16 protein-coding genes and 1 tRNA gene are annotated in these 21954 nt (G+C 58.8%); 7 read left to right on the top strand and 10 right to left on the bottom strand.

Going from position 1 to position 21954, the window contains the following annotated elements; genetic code table 11:
• Positions 1-16 precede the first annotated feature (16 nt).
• The gene (locus tag NQ491_RS00575) at positions 17-1687 is read left to right on the top strand and encodes a polysaccharide deacetylase family protein (protein WP_019245311.1); all 1671 of its coding nucleotides are present in this window, start codon (positions 17-19) and stop codon (positions 1685-1687) included.
• Positions 1688-1979: 292 nt separating this feature from the next.
• Positions 1980-2054 (top strand) — tRNA-Pro (locus tag NQ491_RS00580).
• 247 nt (positions 2055-2301) lie between these two features.
• On the opposite strand, the gene NQ491_RS00585 is transcribed toward NQ491_RS00580, so the two are convergent.
• On the bottom strand, positions 2302-3429 hold the full coding sequence (locus NQ491_RS00585; RefSeq protein WP_259800664.1) for a tetratricopeptide repeat protein: 1128 nt from the start codon (positions 3427-3429) through the stop codon (positions 2302-2304).
• 438 nt (positions 3430-3867) lie between these two features.
• Positions 3868-6075: a sodium-translocating pyrophosphatase gene (locus NQ491_RS00590; RefSeq protein WP_019245310.1), complete on the bottom strand. Its 2208-nt coding sequence runs from the start codon at positions 6073-6075 to the stop codon at positions 3868-3870.
• 176 nt (positions 6076-6251) lie between these two features.
• Here NQ491_RS00590 and NQ491_RS00595 point away from each other — a divergent pair, with 176 nt between their 5' ends.
• Both NQ491_RS00595 and panB read left to right on the top strand, forming a co-directional pair.
• Positions 6252-6791, top strand: a complete 540-nt coding sequence (locus NQ491_RS00595) for an RNA methyltransferase (RefSeq protein WP_019245309.1) — start codon at positions 6252-6254, stop codon at positions 6789-6791.
• A 66-nt stretch (positions 6792-6857) separates the two neighbouring features.
• Positions 6858-7673: a 3-methyl-2-oxobutanoate hydroxymethyltransferase gene (gene panB, locus NQ491_RS00600; RefSeq protein ID WP_019245308.1), complete on the top strand. Its 816-nt coding sequence runs from the start codon at positions 6858-6860 to the stop codon at positions 7671-7673.
• A 162-nt stretch (positions 7674-7835) separates the two neighbouring features.
• Here the strand turns inward: panB and NQ491_RS00605 are convergent, their stop codons facing one another.
• From NQ491_RS00605 to NQ491_RS00615, 3 genes are all read right to left on the bottom strand, one after another.
• Positions 7836-9221: a serine hydrolase domain-containing protein gene (locus NQ491_RS00605; RefSeq protein ID WP_019245307.1), complete on the bottom strand. Its 1386-nt coding sequence runs from the start codon at positions 9219-9221 to the stop codon at positions 7836-7838.
• A gap of 7 nt (positions 9222-9228) precedes the next feature.
• Positions 9229-11592, bottom strand: a complete 2364-nt coding sequence (locus NQ491_RS00610) for a cytochrome c biogenesis protein CcsA (protein WP_019245306.1) — start codon at positions 11590-11592, stop codon at positions 9229-9231.
• 320 nt (positions 11593-11912) lie between these two features.
• Positions 11913-12635, bottom strand: coding sequence for a Sir2 family NAD-dependent protein deacetylase (locus NQ491_RS00615; RefSeq protein WP_019245305.1), 723 nt, complete (start codon positions 12633-12635; stop codon positions 11913-11915).
• A gap of 352 nt (positions 12636-12987) precedes the next feature.
• On the opposite strand from NQ491_RS00615, the gene pulA reads away from it, so the two are divergent.
• Together pulA and NQ491_RS00625 are read left to right on the top strand one after the other, a co-directional pair.
• Entirely contained in the window at positions 12988-14943 is a 1956-nt protein-coding gene (gene pulA, locus NQ491_RS00620) for a type I pullulanase (protein WP_019245304.1), read from the top strand.
• 232 nt (positions 14944-15175) lie between these two features.
• Positions 15176-15853, top strand: a complete 678-nt coding sequence (locus NQ491_RS00625) for an HAD-IA family hydrolase (RefSeq protein WP_019245303.1) — start codon at positions 15176-15178, stop codon at positions 15851-15853.
• A gap of 161 nt (positions 15854-16014) precedes the next feature.
• Here NQ491_RS00625 and NQ491_RS00630 read toward each other — a convergent pair whose 3' ends face one another.
• Entirely contained in the window at positions 16015-16713 is a 699-nt protein-coding gene (locus tag NQ491_RS00630) for a porin family protein (protein ID WP_019245302.1), read from the bottom strand.
• Between the two features lie 598 nt (positions 16714-17311).
• A complete protein-coding gene (gene prmA, locus NQ491_RS00635) occupies positions 17312-18139 on the bottom strand; it encodes a 50S ribosomal protein L11 methyltransferase (protein ID WP_019245301.1) in 828 nt (275 codons plus the stop codon).
• Between the two features lie 65 nt (positions 18140-18204).
• On the opposite strand from prmA, the gene xerA reads away from it, so the two are divergent.
• Positions 18205-19110 (top strand): site-specific tyrosine recombinase/integron integrase, encoded by a 906-nt coding sequence (gene xerA / locus NQ491_RS00640; protein ID WP_019245300.1) that lies wholly within the window; start codon positions 18205-18207, stop codon positions 19108-19110.
• Positions 19111-19327: 217 nt separating this feature from the next.
• On the opposite strand, the gene NQ491_RS00645 is transcribed toward xerA, so the two are convergent.
• The 3 genes from NQ491_RS00645 to NQ491_RS00655 are packed head-to-tail and all read right to left on the bottom strand — an operon-like array spanning position 19328 to position 21947.
• Positions 19328-19864 carry a KdsC family phosphatase gene (locus tag NQ491_RS00645; protein WP_019245299.1) on the bottom strand — a complete coding sequence of 179 codons (537 nt, stop codon included), beginning with the start codon at positions 19862-19864 and terminating at the stop codon, positions 19328-19330.
• Positions 19840-20613, bottom strand: coding sequence for a Rossmann-like and DUF2520 domain-containing protein (locus NQ491_RS00650; protein WP_019245298.1), 774 nt, complete (start codon positions 20611-20613; stop codon positions 19840-19842). Before NQ491_RS00650 ends, NQ491_RS00645 begins: the two co-directional genes overlap by 25 nt.
• Positions 20610-21947 (bottom strand): YhjD/YihY/BrkB family envelope integrity protein, encoded by a 1338-nt coding sequence (locus NQ491_RS00655; RefSeq protein ID WP_019245297.1) that lies wholly within the window; start codon positions 21945-21947, stop codon positions 20610-20612. The genes NQ491_RS00650 and NQ491_RS00655 overlap by 4 nt, the downstream gene beginning before the upstream one ends.
• Between the last annotated feature and the right edge of the window lie 7 nt (positions 21948-21954).

Consider the following 21954-nt stretch of genomic DNA (forward strand, 5'->3'; position numbering starts at 1 on the left):
TCTAAATTTCAGTCTTATGAAATCTCTTTTTGTGCCCATTGCTCTGCTCGCTCTTTCGGCGACGGTTTTTCTTTTCTCGTGCGCCCGGAGCGGACGGACGACCGAGGAACGCGCGCCCCGTATCGTCAATCTGATCAATTTCGTTCGGAATACCGAACCCCGCCCGGTGAATATATCCGACGAGGAGCTGTACCGGACTACGCTCGCCCAGACCGAGCTGCTCCGCAGGCATGGCCTGAAAGGAACTTTTCTGCTGCAATACGACGCGCTGATCAATCCGAAATATCAGGCCCTGATGAAACAGGCTCTCGCCGAGGGCTCCGAAGTGGGCGGCTGGTGGGAAATCACCCAGCCCCATGTCGAAGCGGCCGGAATGGAGTGGCGGGGAGCCTACCCGTGGGACTGGCATGCCAATGTCGGCTTTTCGTCGGGCTACGAACCGCAGGAGCGCGAGAAGCTCGTCGATACGTACATGGCCAAGTTCAAGGAGGTTTTCGGCCGTTATCCGGCCTCGGTGGGCTCGTGGTTCATCGATGCCCGCACGCTGCAATACATGGCCGACCGGTACGGCATCGTCGCCTCGTGCAACTGTCGGGACCAGGTGGGAACCGACGGATACACGCTTTGGGGAGGATACTGGAACCAAGGATACTATCCGAGCAAACTGAATGCCTATATGCCGGCCCAGACTCGCGACGGACAAATCGGCGTTCCGGTTTTCCGCATGCTCGGCAGCGATCCGATCAACCAGTACGACAGCGGTATAGGCGAGCCTGCGCAGGGTGTCGAGACGCTCGAGCCGGTCTATGAGTCGGGCGGCGGCAATCCCCGGTGGATCGACTGGTTTTTCGGCATGATGACCGAGGGGGAGTGCTTGGCCTACCAGTACGTGCAGGCCGGTCAAGAGAACTCGTTCACGTGGCCTCGGATGCAACGCGGACTCGAGTATCAGGTGCGTGTGATCGACTCGCTTTCACGAGCCGGCAAGCTGACCGTACAAACGCTGGCCGAGACGGGCCGGTGGTTCAGGGAGCGTTTCGAAACGACGCCGCCGACCAGCGTGGTCGCTCTCAGCGACTGCAAGGAAGCCGGCCGCGGCAGCGTCTGGTACGACTGTCGTAACTATCGGGCCAATCCGGTATGGGAAAACGGCACCTTCCGTTTCCGCGACATACACCTGTTCGACCAGCGGCTGGAATCGGACTACCTGAACGAGGCCAATCCGTCGACCCAATGCTTCTATACCACCCTGCCCGTCGTCGACGGACTGAACTGGAGCAGCGTGCGGGATACGGCCGGCCTGCGGCTGATGTTCGGCAATCTGTCGGAGAGTCCTGTACGGGCCCGGGTGGGCGAGCCCGAGGTGGAGCGGTCGGCCGAAGGCGAGCTGCGGATCGCGATGCCGCTCGACGAAGGCGGCCGATGCGTCATTCGGCTGAACGAGCGCTCGATTCGGATCGAACTGCCTCCGAGCGCTCCCTACCGGCTGATGCTGACGACCGCTCGCGACAAGCGGCTGCCGTTCACTAAAATCGCATCCCGGGAAATCCGAGCCCGGATCAAGGACTTCAACTACGGTTTCCGTTGTACGGCGGGAACTATCGAATCCAACCTTCAGGGGGCTGTTTTCTCCGTTTCTCCGGATGGCGAAGGGGCGATCGAACTCGAAATGGCTACCGGCCGGTAGCCCGGATATGCGCCGGTCCGTTTGAAATGGCGCTTTTCGGTTCGGTATCCGGACGTTGCATCGTTTCGGTCTGACGGGATCGGCCCGTCAGACCTTCTCCCTGTAACATCCCGGAGCGGGTTCAGTCCAAGCCGTGCAACTCGCGCCTGCCGTTCCGACAGAGACTTTTCTCCCGTAATGCACGCGTTTCCCGGTTTTCTGAAACAAGGGAAATGGCCGGATAGTAAAAACAGTCCGGACAAAATTTTGAAAACCGATTTTTTTATTCTACATTTGCACTGCTTTTCAGAAGCGGGGTGTAGCTCAGCCCGGTTAGAGTACACGTCTGGGGGGCGTGTTGTCGCTGGTTCGAATCCAGTCACCCCGACGAGCTGAAATCAACAGGTTAGATTAGTTTTCTAACCTGTTTTTTTATTACTGACGTCATTGCGTAAAAACGAGTACAAGCAAGGAATCAGTGCAGTTTTTCAATGAGTATATGTCATTGCTTAAATTTAACATCTTGCAAATCACTGTTAATACGAACAATGGATATATTCGGGTCAAAGGCTTTTAACCAATCAAAACTTCAGTTGTGGTTGAGTCTGTAGAAATGCTGAAAATAAGAATCATTTTCACCTGATTTTGCTGTAAATTTCATTTTTTAACAATTTGGATTTTTTACAACCCGCATTTTTCTCTAAAGATTTATCAATCCAACTTTGTGCTTCCTGAAAAGCTCCCAATCGAAAATATCCCAAGGCGATATAATAAAAAACATCGCACAAAGGATACAGTCTGTACGATTCGTTATAATTCGACAGGTATTTTTGCAGAAAAATTATACCTTTTTCATTATTAAATTCGCTCTCGATATTGAACCTTCCTCTTTTGAAATATAAATCAAAATCTCCGGGCATTGAACTCATAGCCTTTTCGTAGATCAGGTCCACGTTAGACGACGGTTCTTTCTTCTCTACATATAATTGAATCAGTCCGTCATAAGCGTTGTTCATGAAATTCCTCGCCCCTTCTTTTATATATAAATCAATAGCTTTATTGAAATACGCTTCAGCTTTATCATAACATTTTAAATTCAAGTACTCGAAAGCGATTATTTCATGGTGATTCCCATTAGTTGCCGGTAAATGTTCCAGAACCGTTTCAAATTCTTCTACAGAACAAGGTTTGGACAATTCCAGAAGGTCTAATATGGTCCTTGCATCATTTCTCAATTTACAATGATAAAAGGCATTGAAGGAACACAATGTCTCATAATTTTCTACAATGCCTTTCTTCCTGTTGATAAATTCGGACATATTATCTTTGTTCACCAAATCCTTGTATAGGTAGTTGATGCCAGAAGTAAGTGCTACGGGAATAATTGACATATGGGTAGCAGTGTTGAAAATCTGCATCTTTACGTTCGTATTGTCGGCAACCCTTTTTACAGCCGTCGATAGATGTCGGGAGAACTTGACTCTCCTTTTGGCATCTTGATTTCCAATAGCAATATAGATTCGTTTATCGGCAACATCGCTTTTCTCAAAAATAGGTACCATGCCACTTTCAGGAGCCAAAAGCAAATACGAATCGAACATTTCAGACTTATTCTTCATCAAAAAACAGCCATAATCAGCCAAATAGGAGTGTCCGAAAAAAATGTTGTAACATGAAGAACATTTTATGATGTCCTGTACTGCCGGGAAAACGTCATCCTGTATATAATGCAAAAACGATTCACCCGTAGAATTCAGCGTCATGTTGTCTTGATTCAATCCGACGCATGCCCGGCCTCTTTGTCCCGGGTAATAAACGCCGACAACACAAACAGGGGGTATCGTGCGGCACATATTGAAAAGATAATTGACATGAGACGCGACTATGTCGAAACAATAATCCGCATCAAAAACATATAACACATTTGTTATTGTATCCCGTTCTGTCGTATGAGGAATCCATACCCTGACAGTAGCGGTTTCGTTTCCCGTTTTGATATTTCGTTCAACAACCGTTTGGGACAATACGAACTCAGGGGATAAGCAAATGAATAAAAAACAGAGAAAATACTTATTCATAAGGCAATAAAAGCGTAGAACTTGAATAGAAGTTCTACGCTATAATAAATTTTACATAAACAATAGTAAGATGCCCGGATGCGCGGGGAGTAAAAAAAGCCTCGTAAAGCTCCGGCAAGCGGCTTACAGCAGATGGAACGAGACGGTCAGTCCGGCTACGACGATCGAGACCATGCTCATCAGCTTGATCAGGATGTTCAGCGACGGGCCCGACGTATCCTTGAACGGGTCGCCCACCGTGTCGCCTACGACCGTAGCCTTGTGGTTGTCCGATCCCTTGCCGCCGAGGTTGCCCTCCTCGATGAATTTCTTTGCGTTGTCCCAGGCTCCGCCCGAGTTGGCCATGAAAACGGCCAGCACGAAGCCCGCGCTCAGGCTGCCTATCAGCAGTCCCATCACGCCTGCCACTCCGAAGATAAAGCCGACCGCGATCGGTACGAGAATCGCGAGTACCGACGGGAACAGCATCTCGCGCTGCGCGCCCTTGGTCGAGATCGCCACGCAGCGGGCATAGTCCGGTGTCGCTTTTCCTTCGAGTATGCCCTTGATCTCACGGAACTGTCGCCGTACTTCCTCCACCATGCTCTGGGCGGCGCGACCTACGGCATTCATCGTAAGCCCGCAGAACAGGAATGCCATCATCGCGCCGATGAAGGCTCCCACCAGAACGTTCGGATTCATCAGCGTGACTTGGAAATAGTCCATCAGGTCCAGAATGTTTGCGTCGGCTACGGCTTTCATCGTTCCGTCGGCCAACTCGAGCGAACTTTGCCCGACGTGCTGCATGCCGATCTTGACTTCCTCGATGTATGAGGCCAGCAGGGCCAGCGCCGTGAGTGCGGCCGAGCCGATCGCGAATCCCTTGCCGGTCGCTGCGGTCGTATTGCCCAGCGCGTCGAGCGCGTCGGTGCGCTGGCGCACTTTCGGGTCGAGGCCGCTCATTTCGGCATTGCCGCCGGCGTTGTCGGCGATCGGTCCGTAGGCGTCCGTTGCCAGCGTGATGCCGAGCGTGGAAAGCATGCCGACGGCAGCGATGCCGATGCCGTACAGCCCCTTGCTCAGGTTACCGGCCGAAATCATGTTGTGGATGTCGAAGCCCGTCGCGCAGAGGAAGGCGAGAACGATGGCTACTGCGATCGTGACGACCGGAATGGCCGTCGATATCATGCCCATGCCGATACCGGAGATGATGACCGTCGCAGGTCCCGTCTCGGCGCTTTTGGCGATTTTCCGCGTCGGTTTGTAAGAATGGGACGTATAGTATTCGGTCGACTGTCCGATGATGATACCGGCCACGAGGCCTACGATCACCGAGAACGAGATGCCGACCCAGTTTTCGATTTGCAGCGCGTAGAGAATGCCGAACGTGCAAACCGCGATCAGCGCCGAGCTCGTATTGACGCCCGTGCCGAGCGCGCCGAGCAGGTTTTTCATCGTGGCGCCCTCCTTCGTGCGGACCAGAAAGATGCCGATGACCGACAGTACGATGCCGACGGCGGCGATCAGCATCGGGGCCAGCACGGCTTGTATCTGCATGTCGCCCGCGAAGGCGGCGGCTCCGAGCGCCGCGGTCGCCAGAATCGAACCGCAGTAGCTTTCGTAAAGGTCGGCTCCCATACCGGCCACGTCGCCTACGTTGTCGCCCACGTTATCGGCTATCGTCGCCGGGTTGCGCGGATCGTCCTCGGGGATGCCGGCCTCGACCTTGCCGACCAGATCGGCTCCGACGTCGGCCGCTTTCGTATAGATACCTCCGCCGACCCGCGCGAAGAGCGCCTGTGTCGAGGCTCCCATGCCGAAAGTCAGCATCGTCGTGGTAATGATCATCAGCTTTTGGGGACCCGTCGCGTCGATGAAGTGGTTCAGAACCAGATACCAGACCGAGATGTCGAGCAGACCGAGGCCGACGACGACCAGACCCATCACCGCGCCGCTGCGGAAAGCTACTCTGAGCCCTTGGTTCAGCGACTGGCTCGCGGCATGCGCCGTACGGGCCGAGGCGTAAGTCGCGGTCCGCATGCCGATATAACCGGCCAAGCCGGAGAAAAGGCCGCCCGTGAGGAATGCGAACGGAACCCACGGGTTCTGCACGCCCAGTCCGTAGGCGAGGAAGGCGAAGAACAGCGCCAGAATCAGAAAGACGACCGTTACGACCTTATATTGCTGCCGCAGGTAGGCCATCGCGCCTTGGCGGACGTGGGCCGCGATCTCTTTCATGCGGTCCGTTCCCTCGCTGCAGCGCATCATCGCGCGAAAGAAATACCATGCGAATCCGAGAGCCACGAGGGAGGCCAGCGGAACGATCCAGAAGATAAGAGGGGTGTTGTTCATAGGACGGTAGTTTTAGGTTGTCTTGAGTTCGGGTTCGATAGATCGCAGCCGGTCCGGCGCATGGCGTCGTCGCTGTCGGACCGGCTTTCGCTTTTGGCAAAAAAACGAAAACACCCAAAATTAATAAATTATTTTATTTAATACAAGCTATATTTGCGGGTGAAAAACGCTCGAATATGAGAAAAACGACCAACGACGAATTGGGACGGCTTTCCGCCGAAGAATATGCCGCCGCGCCGAAATGTCCGGTTGCGGTCGTGCTTGACAACGTGCGCAGCATGAATAACGTCGGATCGTTTTTTCGTACGTGCGACGCGTTTGCCGTCGGGCGGCTCTGTCTGTGCGGCATTACGGCCACGCCTCCGTCGCGCGATATTCACAAGACGGCGCTGGGGGCCGAACTGACCGTGCCGTGGACGTATTTCGCCGATACGGCCGATGCCGTCGCCGTACTGAGGGCCGACGGGTATCGCATACTGTGCGTCGAGCAGGCCGAGGGCTCGGTTTCGCTCGAGCGCTGGGCTCCGGAATCCGGAATCCGGTACGCGCTGGTATTCGGCAACGAGGTCGACGGAGTGCAGCAGCGCGTGGCCGATCTGTGCGACGGGGCCGTCGAGATACCTCAGGGCGGAACCAAGCACTCGCTCAACGTTTCCGTGGCGGCCGGCATCGTGCTGTGGGAGGCCTACCGCCGGTGGCTGGCGCCGGGCGAATAAATCGGCGAAAGATTGCTCGTTGCCGATTATAATTCTAAATTTGTCCGGAATAAAAACGAAGAAGCCATGTCGACAGACAGCAAAACGAGGGTGGTGACGACCTATCGCCTGCGGGAGATGAAAAGTCGCGGGGAAAAGATTTCGATGCTGACGGCCTACGACTACTCGATGGCCCGTATCGTCGATGCCGCCGGGGTGGACGTCGTGCTGGTCGGGGATTCGGCCGCCAACGTGATGGCCGGTTTCGAGACGACCGTTCCGATGACGCTCGACCATATGATCTATCATGCGCGCAGCGTGACGAGGGCCGTCAAGCGGGCTTTGGTGGTCGTCGATATGCCGTTCGGCACCTATCAGGGCAACTCGCGCGAAGCGCTCGCGTCGGCCGTCCGTATCATGAAGGAGGCCGAGGCCGATGCCGTCAAGCTCGAAGGAGGCGAGGAGATCCTCGAGTCGGTACAGCGCATTCTCTGCGCCGGCATTCCGGTCATGGGGCATTTGGGCCTGACTCCTCAATCCATTCACAAATACGGAACCTATGCCGTTCGGGCCAAGGAACAGGCCGAGGCCGACAAGCTCGTCCGCGACGCTCATCTGCTCGAGGAAGCCGGCTGTTTCGGTCTGGTGCTCGAGAAGATTCCGGCCGTGCTCGGAACGCGTGTTTCGCAGGAACTGGAGATTCCTACGATCGGCATCGGAGCCGGAGGAGGTACCGACGGACAAGTGCTCGTCATTCACGATATGCTGGGAATCAACAACGAGTTCTCCCCCCGTTTCCTGCGTCGCTACGCCGATCTTTATACGCAGATGATGACGGGCGTCAGTCGTTATGTCGAGGATGTCAAGAGCGGCGATTTCCCGAGCGAACAGGAGCAGTATTGATTTTCGCGGGACGTCCGGCGGCTCTTTTTCCGGCTGCACCTGAGAATGAGGGCGGATCGTCGGACGGATTGTCGGGGGATCGCTCGCTCGAAATTACGCGCCGTCGTGCAATCGGCAGAATACGCGTCGGCCGTTCCGGTTAGTCTTGTCTCGGGCGAACCGCTATATGGGCGGTCGGCTGCCTGAGCGGGGATGCGGAGACGCGATTTTCGTCCGGGCGGTATGCGTCAGCCGCACCGTGTCGGGTTGCGGTCCGGAAGGCTGCTGCCGTTCGACGGAGAACAGGTCCCGGTCGGGCCATTGTCTGACCTTGCTCATAGCCTGCTTCATCATCGCCGAAATCTTGCGCGTGAATCGCGAGCCCGACCACGAACTCGTGTTCGTGATGAACACCCAACTGTATCCGTCGTGCTGCCGTTTGAGCAGCGCGCTCGATCCCGAGAGCGAGCCGGTGCGCGACCAGTCGTCGCTTTCGGTGGTTTTCATCCAGCCGATCGGGAACTTTCTTTTGTCCTTCTCGGTCATGTAGGCGATGGTCCGGGGCTTCAGAATGTCGGGCTTCGAGTCGTCTGGATCGATGGCCGTAATGAACTTCATCAGTTCCGTAGGCGAGGCGACCCAGCCGCCGGCTCCGCTCAGTACCTGCAGGTCGCATCCTCCGTAGCACCGGGGTACGAGTTGGCCGCTGCCGTCGAAGAGCTCGACCGGCTCCGTGTCCGCCGGCTCGTAGTAGCGTACCTCGTTGGGGAATCTCATTTCGTAGAACGAGTGGCCTATATGCATGTCGTGGCATCCGATCGGGGAGAGGATGCTGTCCTGTATGAACTTTTCATAAGGCATGCCGCTTACTTTCTCGATCACCTTGGTCAGCACGACGTAGCCCAGGTTCGAGTAGACGTTGCTGCTGCCCGGCTCGTAGCGCAGTCGGGTCTGGGCGGCGTAGCGCACCATGTCGTCGAAGCTGACCGGAGGACGGATGCCCAGTTGTCGGGCGACGCTCACCGAGCAGAACAGCGGATCGCCGGCACGGATCGAGTAGCCGCCCTGATGCCGGAGCAGGTGCTCGACGGTGATCTTTTCGATCCGGCGGTCGCGGATTTCTCGGAAAGCCGAGTCGCAGAGAATGCCCTGTTCGCCGAACACCCGGTCTTCGAGCGATAGCAGGCCGTCTTCCTGCAGTTTCATGATGCCTGTCGCCGTGATCAGTTTCGACAGCGAGGCGATGCGGAAAATGTGCTTGACGTCGGTGCGCACGTTCCGTTCCTTGTCGGCCCAGCCGTAGCCCTTACTGTACAACAGTCGTCCGTTTTTCATCACGGCGATCGACGCGCCGGTGATCTCCCATCGTTGCATGAACCGTTCGACGACCCGGTCGAATCCTTTCATCTCTTCCAGTTCGGACTGCGAGTTATCGAGCAGATGGTTGATCCCTTCGGGCAGGATGACCGGCAGCGGATCGTACAGGTAGGCCCGTTCTCCGTCGCGTCCGCTGCGGGCGAGCGTCGCGGCGGTCAGAATCAGGGTCAGCAGCGCGAACAGCTTTTTCATGCCGGAATCATCTTTTTTTCGAGGTTTTGAAATATCGGCCGGCCGCCGCCGCGATCAGCGCTATGACGACGGAGGCCCCGATCAGCGGAACGGTCAGCGAAACGCCTCCGCTGTGTCCGTAAGAGTGCAGTCCGGACAAGTAGTAGTTTACGCCGAAAAAGGTCATCAGCACGGTCGAGAAACAAACGACCGACAGCACGTCGAACGCGAACGGACCGTCGAGCCGGGGAATATGCCGGGAATGGGTCGCCAGCGCGTAGGCGAACATCGTGATCAGCGCCCATGTCTCTTTCGGGTCCCAGCCCCAGTAGCGGCCCCACGACTCGTTGGCCCAGACGGCGCCGAAGAAAATGCCCGCGGTCAGCAACGCCAGCCCGACGATCATCGCCATTTCGTTGATCGCGCGCAGCTCCCTGAGATTTCGGCCGAAGGCGGTTGCCGCGAGCGAGGCGATGCCGCAGGCCGCGCAGATACCGAAAAAGCCGTAGCTGGCCGTGACGACCGACACGTGGATCATCAGCCAGTAGGATTTGAGCACCGGAACCAGCGGCGTGATCTGCGGGTCGAGCCAGTTCAGGTTCGACACGAACAGCGCGACGCCTCCCATCAGCGCGGCCAAGGCCGGTGCGAGACGCGAACGGCGGGCGAAGACCAAACCCGAGAGTACGGTCGCCCAGCCGACATAGACCATCGTTTCGTAAGCGTTCGACCATGGCGCATGGCCGCTGACGTACCAACGGAGCCCGAGGCCGAACGTCTGCCATGCGAATACGGCTGCGACGGCTGCCGCCGCGATACCGGCGATCCGGGTCGCGCGGCGCCGGTTTTTGCCGAATATTTCCCACAGGGCGGCTCCCAGCAGCGCGGCCCCGAGAATCAGGTAACCCCGCATGGCCCAACGGAACGGGGAGAGGCGGTTGTAAAGCAGTTCGGCCGTGATTCGGCGGGAGTGCAGCCCGGGTCGAAATTCCGTCTGGTAGCGGCGGACGGCGTCGAGCGCGCGGCCGATTTCGGTTGTGTCGCGGGAGACCGAGGCCCGGACAAGTCTGCCGAACAGCTCGACGGTCCGTGCCGAGTCGGTCGCCGTCATATTTTGCGATCGCTCGCCCGGCGCCAGCCACCGGTCGCTGTCCGGGACAGGAAAAATCCGCAACGTTCGTCTGCCGAGCAATCCGTATAGGATGTTCGCCTTTTCGTCCAATTTCAGGTACTCCTTGTCCAGTTTCGTCCGTTCGGCCGGCGCTTTCGCATAGACCGCTTCCGCCTGCTTGCCGATCCGGTAACCGTCGGGCGGAACGCCGTCGAACAACTCGGCGAACGAGACGTGCGTCCGGTTCGTGCCCAGCGCTTCGCGCAGCGGTTTCGAGTCGAGGCGGATTAGCGGCTCGCGGCTCCAGCGCGCCGAGTCGGTCACGATGCCGAGCAGCACCTGGTCGGCGTTCATTCCGCGATAGCGTTCTCCGTGATAGAGTTTGCGTAATACTTCCGAGGCATAGCTGCCGAGCGGTTCGATCCGTCCGTCGAGGGATTGTACGGGCAATGCGCCGAAACGCGCGGCGATCGCCCGGTCGGGAACGTCGTCCGAAGTTCTGCTCCCGGCATCCGCCGAACAGCCGGCCGAGAGCAGCAGTCCGGCGACAGCCAGCAGGCGGACCGTCGTTCCGAGCGACCGGTACAAGGTCCGTAGCCGGGACTTCCGGCTTGCCAGCGAGGCGACCAACCCTGCGAACAACAGCGCGTAGCCCGCGTAGGTCAGGGCCGTACCGGCCGGGTCGTGGTTGACAGACAGGATCGTGCCCCGCTCGTCGCGGTCGTAAGACGACTGGTAGATGCGGAATCCGCCGACGCGGGCGATGTTGTTCATGTAGATTTTCCGGTTGCGCTCCTTTCCCTTGTAGCGGATGGTGACATCGCTTTCGTACGACGAGGGACTCTGCGATCCTTGGTAGCGGCTCAACGTGAATCGGTTCAGCGTGATTTCGAAAGGTACTTCGCGCACGCTGCGGTCGGTCGTCATCATCCGGTTCGAGGTCTCGCCCTCGCGGATGTGCATGTAGCCTTCGTATCCCCACGCATGCGTGACGAATGCTCCCGCCAGCGTCACGGCGAGTCCGTAGTGCAGCAGCAAGACGCCCCATCGGCGGCGGCGTGCCAGTCGCATTCTGCGTGCCGTCAGCATGAAATTGACCGCGAGCAGCAACAACAGCAGGCCGAACCACCACGAATGGTATACGACAGCCCGTGCCGCCGTCGGATTGATCCGGGCCTCGATCAGCGTGGCGGCCGCCATGGCGGCCGCTGTCAGCGTCAGCAGGACGGCTGTCGCTTTCCAGCCGGAAAGAAGGCTTTTGATTTCGTGACCGAAACTCATGCTTCGTGGAATAGGGTTTTCTGCAAAGATACTCGATCGAGGGCTGAATCGGAGAGCTCGCCGCGAAATTCGGACCGGATGGGCGGCTATGGGTTTTGCCGTGAGCGGTTTACCGCACGGATTTTTTTTCGGTTGCCGGCGTCGCTCCGCATCGGATTTCGGTCCGATGCGTAATGGTTGCGGAGAGTCCGCCGTTCCGGCCGGCGTCCTGTCCTGTTCGCCGGCTTCGGAGCCTCGGATATCATGGCTGGGAAAAAACGCGGCACGACCGTCCCCTGTATTCCGTACGCGGTATGCCGGAGCCGGTGACAAGCTGATTGTCAGACCGATGTCCGGCCACCGTACTCTTCGATCAGCCGGTCGGCCAGCAGCGGCATGCCCTGCGCGGCTCCGGCCCGGATATGCTCGACGGGGTTGCGGATGCCCGATGTGTCGGGCAGGCCCGGATCGACCAGAAATACGGGCACTTCCGGCCGGATGTACCGGACCAGAGATGCGGCCGGATAAACGGCCAGCGAAGTGCCTACGACGATCATCAGGTCGGCCGTTGCGGCGATGCGTGCCGCCCGGTCGAACATCGGAACTCCTTCGCCGAAAAATACGACGAACGGCCGCAGCAGCGATCCGTCGGGCGCCCTTTGGTCGGGTTTCTGCTCCCAGCCGTCGATCGGTACGATGAGCGATTCGTCGATGCTGCTGCGCAGCTTGCGCAGTTCTCCGTGCAGATGCAGCACGCGCGAGCTGCCGGCCCGCTCGTGCAAGTCGTCGATGTTCTGCGTGATCACGTCCACGTCGAAATGATCTTCCAGTCGGCGAATGGCCTCGTGACCTGCGTTCGGACTGCATCCGAGCAGCTCGCGCCGCCGGATGTTATAGAACTCGACGACCTTTTCCCGGTTGCGGGCCAGTGCCTCGGGCGTGCAGACGTCCTCGATGCGGTATTTGTCCCACAGACCGTCCGCGTCGCGGAAGGTGGACAGGCTGCTGTCGGCGCTCACGCCGGCGCCGGTGAAGACTACGATCTTTTTTACGGACTCTTTCATGGCATGATCGGTTTGGATACGTTCGGCGGCACGAACGGGGCCGCAGACGTTTCCGTCCCGTCCCAATAGCTTGAAGCCGCTTTGGCAAAATTACGAAAAATACCGGTCGGTTTAAAACGCTCGGCTTGAACGACAACCTCCGGCGGCGTATCGGCCGCACCCGCGAGAGGGGCAGGAAGCGGATACTTTGCCCGGTATTTGATTCGTTATCCTCCCGGAAGGCTCGCCGCGCCGTTGTGTTTCGGCGGCATCGGACACGGTCCGGATCGCGGCGGAGCGGCTGGCGGAGATTCCCGGCGCTTTCGGCTCGAACGGCTGCCGGACAAGACATCCGCTCTTTCCGCATGATAATATGAAAAACGCTCTTTCGATGAAAGACGAAACGACATACGACCGCTATCCCGTCTACCGGGGCGACGACCTCGAGCTGACCTATTCGCCCGAGGGCTCCTCGTTCCGGCTGTGGGCGCCTTCGGCCGAGCGGGTTCGCCTGAGGCTGTACGGCGCGGGCGAGGGCGGCGGTCCGTTGCTGACTTGGCCGATGGATGCTTCGTCCGACGGCACGTGGACGGCCGAACTGCCGGGAGACCGCAAGGGGCTGTTCTATACGTTCGGTATATTTTATGACGGGCGATGGCTGTCCGAGACGCCGGGCGTCCGGGCAAAGGCCGTCGGAGTGAACGGCGACCGTGCCGCGATCGTCGATTTGCGCGAGACCGATCCCGAAGGGTGGGAGAAAGACTTGCGTCCGCCGATGAGCTCTCCGACCGATATCGTGATTTACGAGATGCACCACCGCGACCTGTCGATCGCTCCCGATTCGGGCGTGAAACACAAGGGAAAGTATCTGGCGCTGACCGAGGAAGGCACGCGCTCGGCCGAAGGCCTCGCTACGGGGCTGGACCACTTGAAGGAGCTAGGCGTCACGCATGTCCATCTGTTGCCCTCTTTCGACTTCGGGTCGATCGACGAGAGCCGGTTGCAGGACGGCGTATACAACTGGGGCTACGACCCGAAAAACTATTTCGTCCCGGAGGGTTCCTATGCGACCGACCCGTACGACCCCGCCGTGCGGATCCGCGAGTTCAAGCAAATGGTCCGGAGTCTGCACCGCAACGGGATTCGCGTGGTGATGGACGCGGTCTACAACCACACTCACCGGACCGAGGAATCGAATTTCTCGCTGACCGTACCGGGATACTACTATCGGCACGAGGCCGACGGGTCTTTTTCCGACGCGACGGGCTGCGGGAACGAGACGGCTTCCGAACGGGCTATGATGCGCCGGCTGATCGTCGATGCCGTGTGCTATTGGGCCGAGGAGTATCATGTCGACGGGTTCCGCTTCGATCTGATGGGTGTGCACGACATCGGGACGATGAACGAGGTGAGGCGCGCGCTCGACCGGATCGATCCGTCGATTCTGCTCTACGGGGAGGGGTGGACGGCGGCCCGCTCGCCTTTGGACGAGTCGTTGAGGGCTGTCAAGCGCGCCGGGCCGCGGCTGCCCCGGATCGCCGTGTTCGGCGACGATCTGCGCGATGCGCTCAGAGGAGGGTGGGGGGATTCGACGGAGCCGGGCTTCGTGTCGGGGAAATCCGGTCTGGACCGGAATGTCCGCTTCGGAGTCGTCGGAGCCACGGCCCATTTTCAGGTCGGTTTCGATTCCTCGGGCGATTCGCCCGTCGCCTATGGGGGGCATTCGGCGGAAACGATCAACTACGTTTCGTGTCACGACGACCTCTCGCTCGTCGACAAGCTCCGTGCGTCGGCACCCGAAGGCATGACCGAGGAGGAGCTCGTCCGCTTCGACAAGCTGGCTCAGACCGTCGTTCTGACCGCACAGGGCATCCCCTCGCTTTTTGCGGGCGAGGAAATGTTGCGGACCAAGGGCGGCGTGTCCAACAGCCACGACTCTCCCGACCGGGTCAACCGGATCGACTGGTCCTTCAAGGCGGACCATAAGGATGTGTTCGATTATTACCGGGGGCTGATCGCCCTGCGCAGGACTCATCCTGCTTTCCGGTTGGCTACCGCGGCGGAGATCGAGCGTCATCTGAGGTTTCTCGACACGGGCGATACGCACGTGGTGGCTTACAGGCTCGTCGATCATGCGGGGGGCGATCCGTGGCGGGAGATTCTGGTCGTGTACAACGGTGCGCGGGCCGAGAAACGAGTGCGGATTCCGCCGGGCGACTGGCATGCGGTATGTCTGGACGGCCGGATCGCCTCCGAGGCGCTGGCTGTTTTTTCGGGGGACAGCGTCCCTGTGCCGGCTTCTTCGGCCCTGATAGCTTACCTTCCCTGATCTTGAGGCGGAAGGGCCTGTTTTCGGAGAGTTCGCCCCGGACGGTATCGGGTTTCCCGGTAAGGTCCGTTCGGTAGGCCGGACGAATCGGGCTGCGCTTGCCTCGTAGATTTTCCCCTCTTTCGACCGGTGCTTTGAAATAAGGTATCGATCGGTCGCGGACCTTGTCGCTCCGCTCGCGCCGATAAGCCGTCTTGCTTTGAATCGAATAACCGATTGATTTCGTAAAGTTATGATAAAAGCCTGTTTGTTCAGTCTGGACGGCGTGATCGTCGATACGGCCCGCTGTCGTTTCCTCGCATGGAAAAGGCTGGCCGCCGAACTCGGATTCGAGTTTACGGAGTTGCAGAACGAGTCGCTTCGCGGCGTCAGCCGTTTCGAGGCGCTCGGAATCCTGCTGCGGGTGGGCGGTCTGACCGGTCGCTTCGATGCCGGACAGAAGGTAAGAATGGCCTCTTGCCAAGCTGCTTGGTACAGGGAATACGTCGAGCGGATGACCGAGGCCGATGTGCTGCCCGGTGCGGTTTCCCTGCTCGAAGGGCTCCGGCGCGAGGGAATTTCCGTCGGACTCGGCTCGGTCGGTCGCGATGCGCCGGCGATTCTCGAACGAACGGGTATCCGTTCCCTGTTCGACTGCGTATTCGACGGAAGCCTCGTCTCGTATGCCAAGTCCGATCCGGAACCGCTTTTACAACAAGCGGCGCTGCTCGGGGCCGATCCTTCGGAATGCGTCGCTTTCGACTGCGAAGCGGCCGGTATCGAGGCGGCGCTGAAGGCCGGAATGCGAAGCGTAGGCGTAGGCGATCCCTGCCCGTTACGCGAGGCGACGGTCGTCACGGGTTCGCTCGACGGATTTACCGTCGACGATTTGCGGTGGCTGATCCGCGAGCAAAACAGGAAGTGCGTGTAGCCGCCTCCTCTGTTTTGCAGACGGCCGGACGGCATTCCGGCTCGAGCCGGAAATGTTCCGGAAGGGTACTGCTGTTTTCAAGAGCGTTTCTCTGCGCGTATCGGGTGCAAAAAACCGGAGCTCCAGCAGATGAGGAGCTCCGGCCTTTTATGCCGATTCGTTTAGAAACGGTAGCCGGCCGAAATCGTGAAATAGTTGTTCCGCGACTTGGGGGCGATATCGTATGCTTCGTTGAATTTTCCCGAGTCGAGCACTTTGGCCGCGCCGATCGTGTAGCGCGCTTCGACGATCAGCCGGTTGAAAAATTCGTAGCTTACGCCGATCGGGAACGAGAAGTCCATCCCTTTGTACAGGTCGCTGACGGACACGGTTTCGTCGTTACCGCTCGAGTTGTCCTTGATTTTGGCCGACAGGAAAATGCCGGGCTGCACCCCGACTTTGAACGCCAGCTTGTCCAGCACGTAGAAGTTGGCCAAAATAGGGATATTCAGATAATTCGACTTCATCGTCTGTTTGTAGCCGTCGCTCTTGATTGTCGTTCCCTCGCGCGAGTAGAGCAGGTCGGCCGACAGGGCGAACCAGTCGTTGAACCGATAATCCGCGAATACGCCGGCCGTGAATCCCGGTTTCGAGTTCGAATCGTCCAGATCGCTCATGCTCGACACGTTCAGGCCGACTTTGACGCCGAAGCCGAAGCGGCGCAAGAAAGGAGAGTCTACGCCGTTGTCGGCGAGCACTCTGTTTCGGGGAAGGTCCTGACTCCGGTTCGTCGTGGGACGAACGCCGTCATACGAATTCTGAGCAAACGATGCCGTGCCCAATCCGAGCAGGGCGATAACGGTAAAGGCAATTTTCTTCATAGTCAGATAAATTTTTGTTTTGTGATCTGACCGGAAGCAAATATGATGCAATATTGCCCGGGTGTAGGCCACAATGTCGAATTTTTTACTTGCCGATCTTCTCGGAAAATTGAGACACAGCTTTTTCCGACATCGGAGTTTCGGGCAGGATTCGGGCGAATCTGTCGCCGTGATCGCGCCCGAGACGAGTCCGCAGGCGTACTCCGCCCCGGAATACCGGTTCCGGTGAGCCGGGACGCGGCTTCGGGTTTTCTATCCTTTCGAGGCGGCGGACCGTTCTGTCGGGGGGGCGCCGCTATCTGCCGGCGGCAGCCTGTCGTCGATATCCGGTTCGGAAGAGTGAGGACAGAGCGGCTACCGATAGGCTTCCGGTTTCCGTTATCGATGTGGCATCGTTCGGAATGCTTGCGATACAGCGCTTCCGGAGCTCCACCGGACGGGTACGACAACCTGATCCGCTGATCGGATACGCCGACTGCCGATCGCTCTCTGCCGAGGTATTTCGACGGCGGCCTTGGGGATTGCGGAAAGACAGCCGTTCACGCATTCGTTTCTCTTGCGGGGCGCTCCGGTCTCGGGCCGTTTCCGACCGCGCACATTACTTCTTCTTGAAGCGGACGACGGCCCAGCCCGAGCGCGTCCGGGTCCGCAATCGCTCGAAGCCGAACTGCTGCGCCCGGTCGGTCACGGCGTCGACGTCCGTCTCGAGGATACCGCTCAAGAACAGCATGCCGCCTGAGTGCAGCGCAGCCGCATAGGCATCCATGTCGGCGAGCAGGACGTTCCGGTTGATGTTGGCCAGTATGAAGTCGTAGCGCTTGCCTTCGATCGCCCTCCGGTCTCCGAGCAGCGGCCGGATACGGTCGGCCATGCCGTTGTCGGCTATGTTTTCGCTCGCATTGCGGTAGGCCCAGTCGTCTATGTCGACCGCATCCATCCGCTCTGCGCCGCGAAGTACGGCCAGCATGGCCAGCACGCCGGTTCCGCTTCCCATGTCCAGACCCCGCTGTCCGTCGAACCGGCAGTCGATGATTTCGGCCCCCATCAGGTAGGTCGTTGCATGGTGACCGGTACCGAAAGCCATTTTCGGCATGATGACCAGCTCGTATTCGGCAGCCGGGTTTTTCGGATGGAACGGCGCGCGAATGCGGCACTTGCCCTCGATGTCGATCGGTTCGAAGTTCGATTCCCACAACTCGTTCCAGTTCCGGTCCTCGATCGTTTCCGATCGGTAACGGTAGCCCGTTTTCTTCAGATATCCGTCAATCCGGGCGACTGTTCGGCGATAGTCCGCTTCGCGGATATAGGCTTTCAGGCAGTCCGCTTCCTCGCAGAAGGATTCGAACGGAAAGTCCGCCAGTTCGGCGAGCAGGATTTCACGTCGCCGCTCGTCGGCGCACTCTACGGTCACTTCGATATGGTTCATCGCTGTCGAATGGTTTGCATTGCGGAACAAAAATAGTAATTTTGAGAACAAAACCCGCTTGCTTCATGGTTGCTTGGGAAAACGAAATCGAGGGATACACCTATTACATCAAGCTCGAGAAAAAACTGTCCGACAATACGGTCGAGGCCTATCTCCGCGATCTGAGACAGATGGCCGCCTACATGGAGAGCGAGTTTTCGATTTCCGATCCCGAGCAGGTGCGCGAGCAGCATGTCGAGTCGTTTCTGGCGTATCTGTACGACAAGGGGGTCGAGAAGACGACGCAGGCGCGCGTTCTGAGCGGAATCAAGAGCTTTTTCACCTATCTGCTGATCAACGACCGGATCGACAGCCTTCCGACCGAGTTCATCGACACGCCCAAAATCGGCCGTAAGCTGCCCGATGTGCTGTCGGCTGCCGAGGTTGACGCTATGCTCGACGGGATCGATCTGAGCCTGCCGTTCGGCCATCGCAACCGTGCGATCATGGAGATGCTCTACGGTTGCGGACTGCGTGTCACGGAGCTTGTGACGCTCCGCATCGGAGACTTGTTTTTCGAAGAGGGCTACGTCCGTGTCGTCGGCAAGGGCGACAAGCAGCGCTTGGTGCCGGTCGGTGACGAGGCAGTCCGGTTCGTTACGCTCTATTTGGAGCAGCGACCAACGATGCGCGTCGATCCGCGTCATGCCGAGACGCTGTTCCTGAACAACAAGGGACGCGGACTGACCCGTGTGATGATTTACCATATCATTCGCGAGGCAGCTCGCGCGGCCGGTATCACGAAGCATATCAGCCCGCACACGCTGCGCCATTCGTTCGCCACGCATCTGCTCGAGGGCGGCGCGAGTATCCGTCAGGTGCAGCAGATGCTCGGGCACGAGTCGATCGTCACGACCGAGATTTACACCCACCTCGATGGCGAAAGCCTCGGCAAGAACGTCGATCTGCATCATCCGCTGTCGGACCGGTAGTGTTTCGGCCGGGGCTTTCGGATCATCGGATTCGGGCCGTTCGTGTCCCCATTGAACCGGGGGGCCCGCTGGCCTTGCATCCGGCCGCTCGTGAGGTTGCCGCCGTTTCTTCGTTCAGTCGTCTTTGGGCACGACCTTCCTGCCCGGCTCGCCCCGTTCGGAGCAGGGCCTTGCGCGGATTCGTGCGGGGATGGCTTTCTCCCGGGCGACGGATCGGTTATCTCGACGCGACCGGTATCGGCTCGTCGCCGAGCTTGTACCAGTCGCCTCGCGCGCGCATCACCTGCTCCACGACATCGCGCACGCAGCCCGCTCCTCCGTTGAACTGGGAGACGTAGCGCGATATGCCGATCACTTCCATGGCGGCATCGGCCGGGCAAACCGGCATGCCCACGTGCGTCATGGGTTCCAGATCGGGCACGTCGTCGCCCATGTACATGATCTCGTCGGGCTCCATGCTCCAGATGCCGCACAGTTCGTGCAACGCCTTGAGCTTGTGGTGACAGTTCGTGTAGACATGTTCGATCCCGATCATGTCGAAGCGCACCTGAAGCGCTTTGCCCCGTCCCCCGGTGATGATGGCGATGCGGTATCCCTTTTTCAGGGCCAGCGACAGCGCGTAACCGTCCTTGGCGTAAAAAGTGCGCAAAAACTCGCCTTCGGGCGTGACGGTGATGCCGCCGTCGGTCATCACGCCGTCTACATCGAATACGAAGGCCCGTATGCGGGCTATGTCTTCTTTGAAATTTCCCATATGTGTCGGCTTATGTTTTCGTATATGTTCTGCAGTTCGGGGCAATCGTCCAGTATGTCGAGATGGCGTTTTTGCGTCAACATGTCGCCTCGGCGGGCCGGACCGGTCTGCACGTCCGCCGCCGAAGCGCTTTCGAGCGCTTTGGCGGCCGTCTCGCGCATCAGGGGCTTCAGCAGATCGGCCGGAAGTCCGTACCGGTCGAGCAACTGCTGGGCGATCGCGTACATGTGGTTCGAAAAATTGCTTGCGAAGACGGCTGCCAGATGCAGCTTCGCCCGTTCCTCCGACGAGGCTTGCCTCGCGTTCGAGCTGAGCGCGCGTGCCAGACGAAGCAGGGTACGGGTCGTCTGCGGATCGGAGCCTTCGACGAGCAGCGGCACGTCGCCGAGAGAGATATGCCGCCCGGCCGTGAAAGTTTGCAAAGGATAGAACACGCCCCGGTTCCGGATTTTTCCCGGCAGCCCGTCGAGCGGTACGCTGCCGGCCGTATGGGCCACGACGGCTCGGCCGAAATCGAGCGCTTCGGCCGCTTCTCCGACCGCCCGGTCGCTTACGGCGATCAGATAGATGTCGGCCGGAGCCAACTCTTGCGGATCGCTGGCGAACGGACAGCCGTACGAGCGGGCGATCCGTTCGCCCCGGTCGCGGTTGCGGGCGTAAAGCTGCGCCAGTCCGTACGGACTGGCGGCGATTGCTCCGGCCAGCGCTTCGGCCACGTTCCCGCTTCCGATGACGACGACCGTTTTCATGCCCGCTCCTCTTTTTTTCCGCCGATTTCGATATCCATGATCAGGCGGTTGGCCGGACTGTCGCTTTCCGCCCGGTTCAGCGCCTGCACGATGGCGTCCATGGTCTCGAACTCGGGACTCTGCTCGGGCTCGAACGCGGCATGGCCGGAGGTTTCGACCCGGTGAATGACGTCGTACACGCGGATCGTATGGATGTCGCGCGCCGGCACGTACAGTCCCGTCTTTTCGTCCGGGCTGACGACCGGGACGATCAGGCCCGCTTTCTCCAGCGCGAAAACCGTGTCGCGCACGACGCGTACGGGCAGGTTCAGGTTCCGAGCTATCTCTTCGGATGACATGGCGCTTCCTCCGGCCATGAAATGCCTGACGATCTGGTGCATGATGACCAGCAGTGCCTTTTTCCTGTATTCGAGGCTCATCTCTCCGGCGGTTTTCTCGAACTCGAATTTCCGGATATTCTGATAGGCGAACGAGAGCTCGGCTCCGAACAGCACGATCTGCCAGCTCGTCTGAAGCCAGATCAGGAACAGGGGTACGGCCGCGAAGCTGCCGTAAATAGCGTTGTAGTTCGTCAGTCGCGACTGGATGAAAACGTAGGCCAGTTGGAACAAGACGAAGATCGTGCCCGCCATGATTCCTGCCGTCAACGCGCTGCGCAGTTTCACTTTCGTATTGGGCATGACCAGGTAGACGAACGTGAACATCGTCCAGATGACGAGCGTCGACAGCGTACCGAGCAGGACGTTGACGATCGGGGTCGAGGTGTAATGGAGCAGGTGCTGCTGTATCTGGATGCCGATGCTGCTCGAGATGACCCACAGAATCGGCGCGATGACGATGACCGTCGTGTAGTCGCTGAACTTGCGCGTCAGCGAGCGCGAGCGTCGCACTTCCCAGATGCTGTTGAACGAGCTTTCGACGTAGTTGAATACCTTGATGACCGACCAGAACAGCACGACCACGCCGACCGACGCGATCACGCCGCCTTTGGTCCGCTGGATCATCGCGTTGGCGAATGTCAGCACCTGATCTATCAGGACCCTGTACTGCGGGAACTGCTCGTGCAGGTACTCGTTCAGTCGGGCCTCGAATCCGAAACCTTTCATGACGCTGAAGACCAGGGCCGCGATCGGTACGAGCGACATCAGCGTATAGAAAGTCAGCGCGGCCGAGCGGACCAGAATGCTGTGCTGCCCGATGCCCTGAGCCGTGAAGATGAAGACCTTGAACTGCTGGACGGCCCACCGCGTGTGGCGCGACTTGTACTCGTGCTCTTTCTTCACCCAGATGTCCTTGGTGATGTACTGGACGATTTTCTTAATCCATTCGCTCATTGCGTGT

The organism is Alistipes ihumii AP11 (assembly GCF_025144665.1).
Lineage (GTDB): Bacteria > Bacteroidota > Bacteroidia > Bacteroidales > Rikenellaceae > Alistipes_A > Alistipes_A ihumii.

What these genes read in the sequence shown, in the direction of transcription:
- NQ491_RS00575 (WP_019245311.1), top strand. Translation starts at nt 17, where the DNA reads ATGAAATCTCTTTTTGTGCCCATTGCTCTGCTCGCTCTTTCGGCGACG.
- NQ491_RS00585 (WP_259800664.1), bottom strand. Translation starts at nt 3,429, where the DNA reads ATGACGCTGAATTCTACGGGTGAATCGTTTTTGCATTATATACAGGAT.
- NQ491_RS00590 (WP_019245310.1), bottom strand. Translation starts at nt 6,075, where the DNA reads ATGAACAACACCCCTCTTATCTTCTGGATCGTTCCGCTGGCCTCCCTC.
- NQ491_RS00595 (WP_019245309.1), top strand. Translation starts at nt 6,252, where the DNA reads ATGAGAAAAACGACCAACGACGAATTGGGACGGCTTTCCGCCGAAGAA.
- panB (WP_019245308.1), top strand. Translation starts at nt 6,858, where the DNA reads ATGTCGACAGACAGCAAAACGAGGGTGGTGACGACCTATCGCCTGCGG.
- NQ491_RS00605 (WP_019245307.1), bottom strand. Translation starts at nt 9,221, where the DNA reads ATGAAAAAGCTGTTCGCGCTGCTGACCCTGATTCTGACCGCCGCGACG.
- NQ491_RS00610 (WP_019245306.1), bottom strand. Translation starts at nt 11,592, where the DNA reads ATGAGTTTCGGTCACGAAATCAAAAGCCTTCTTTCCGGCTGGAAAGCG.
- NQ491_RS00615 (WP_019245305.1), bottom strand. Translation starts at nt 12,635, where the DNA reads ATGAAAGAGTCCGTAAAAAAGATCGTAGTCTTCACCGGCGCCGGCGTG.
- pulA (WP_019245304.1), top strand. Translation starts at nt 12,988, where the DNA reads ATGAAAAACGCTCTTTCGATGAAAGACGAAACGACATACGACCGCTAT.
- NQ491_RS00625 (WP_019245303.1), top strand. Translation starts at nt 15,176, where the DNA reads ATGATAAAAGCCTGTTTGTTCAGTCTGGACGGCGTGATCGTCGATACG.
- NQ491_RS00630 (WP_019245302.1), bottom strand. Translation starts at nt 16,713, where the DNA reads ATGAAGAAAATTGCCTTTACCGTTATCGCCCTGCTCGGATTGGGCACG.
- prmA (WP_019245301.1), bottom strand. Translation starts at nt 18,139, where the DNA reads ATGAACCATATCGAAGTGACCGTAGAGTGCGCCGACGAGCGGCGACGT.
- xerA (WP_019245300.1), top strand. Translation starts at nt 18,205, where the DNA reads ATGGTTGCTTGGGAAAACGAAATCGAGGGATACACCTATTACATCAAG.
- NQ491_RS00645 (WP_019245299.1), bottom strand. Translation starts at nt 19,864, where the DNA reads ATGGGAAATTTCAAAGAAGACATAGCCCGCATACGGGCCTTCGTATTC.
- NQ491_RS00650 (WP_019245298.1), bottom strand. Translation starts at nt 20,613, where the DNA reads ATGAAAACGGTCGTCGTCATCGGAAGCGGGAACGTGGCCGAAGCGCTG.
- NQ491_RS00655 (WP_019245297.1), bottom strand. Translation starts at nt 21,947, where the DNA reads ATGAGCGAATGGATTAAGAAAATCGTCCAGTACATCACCAAGGACATC.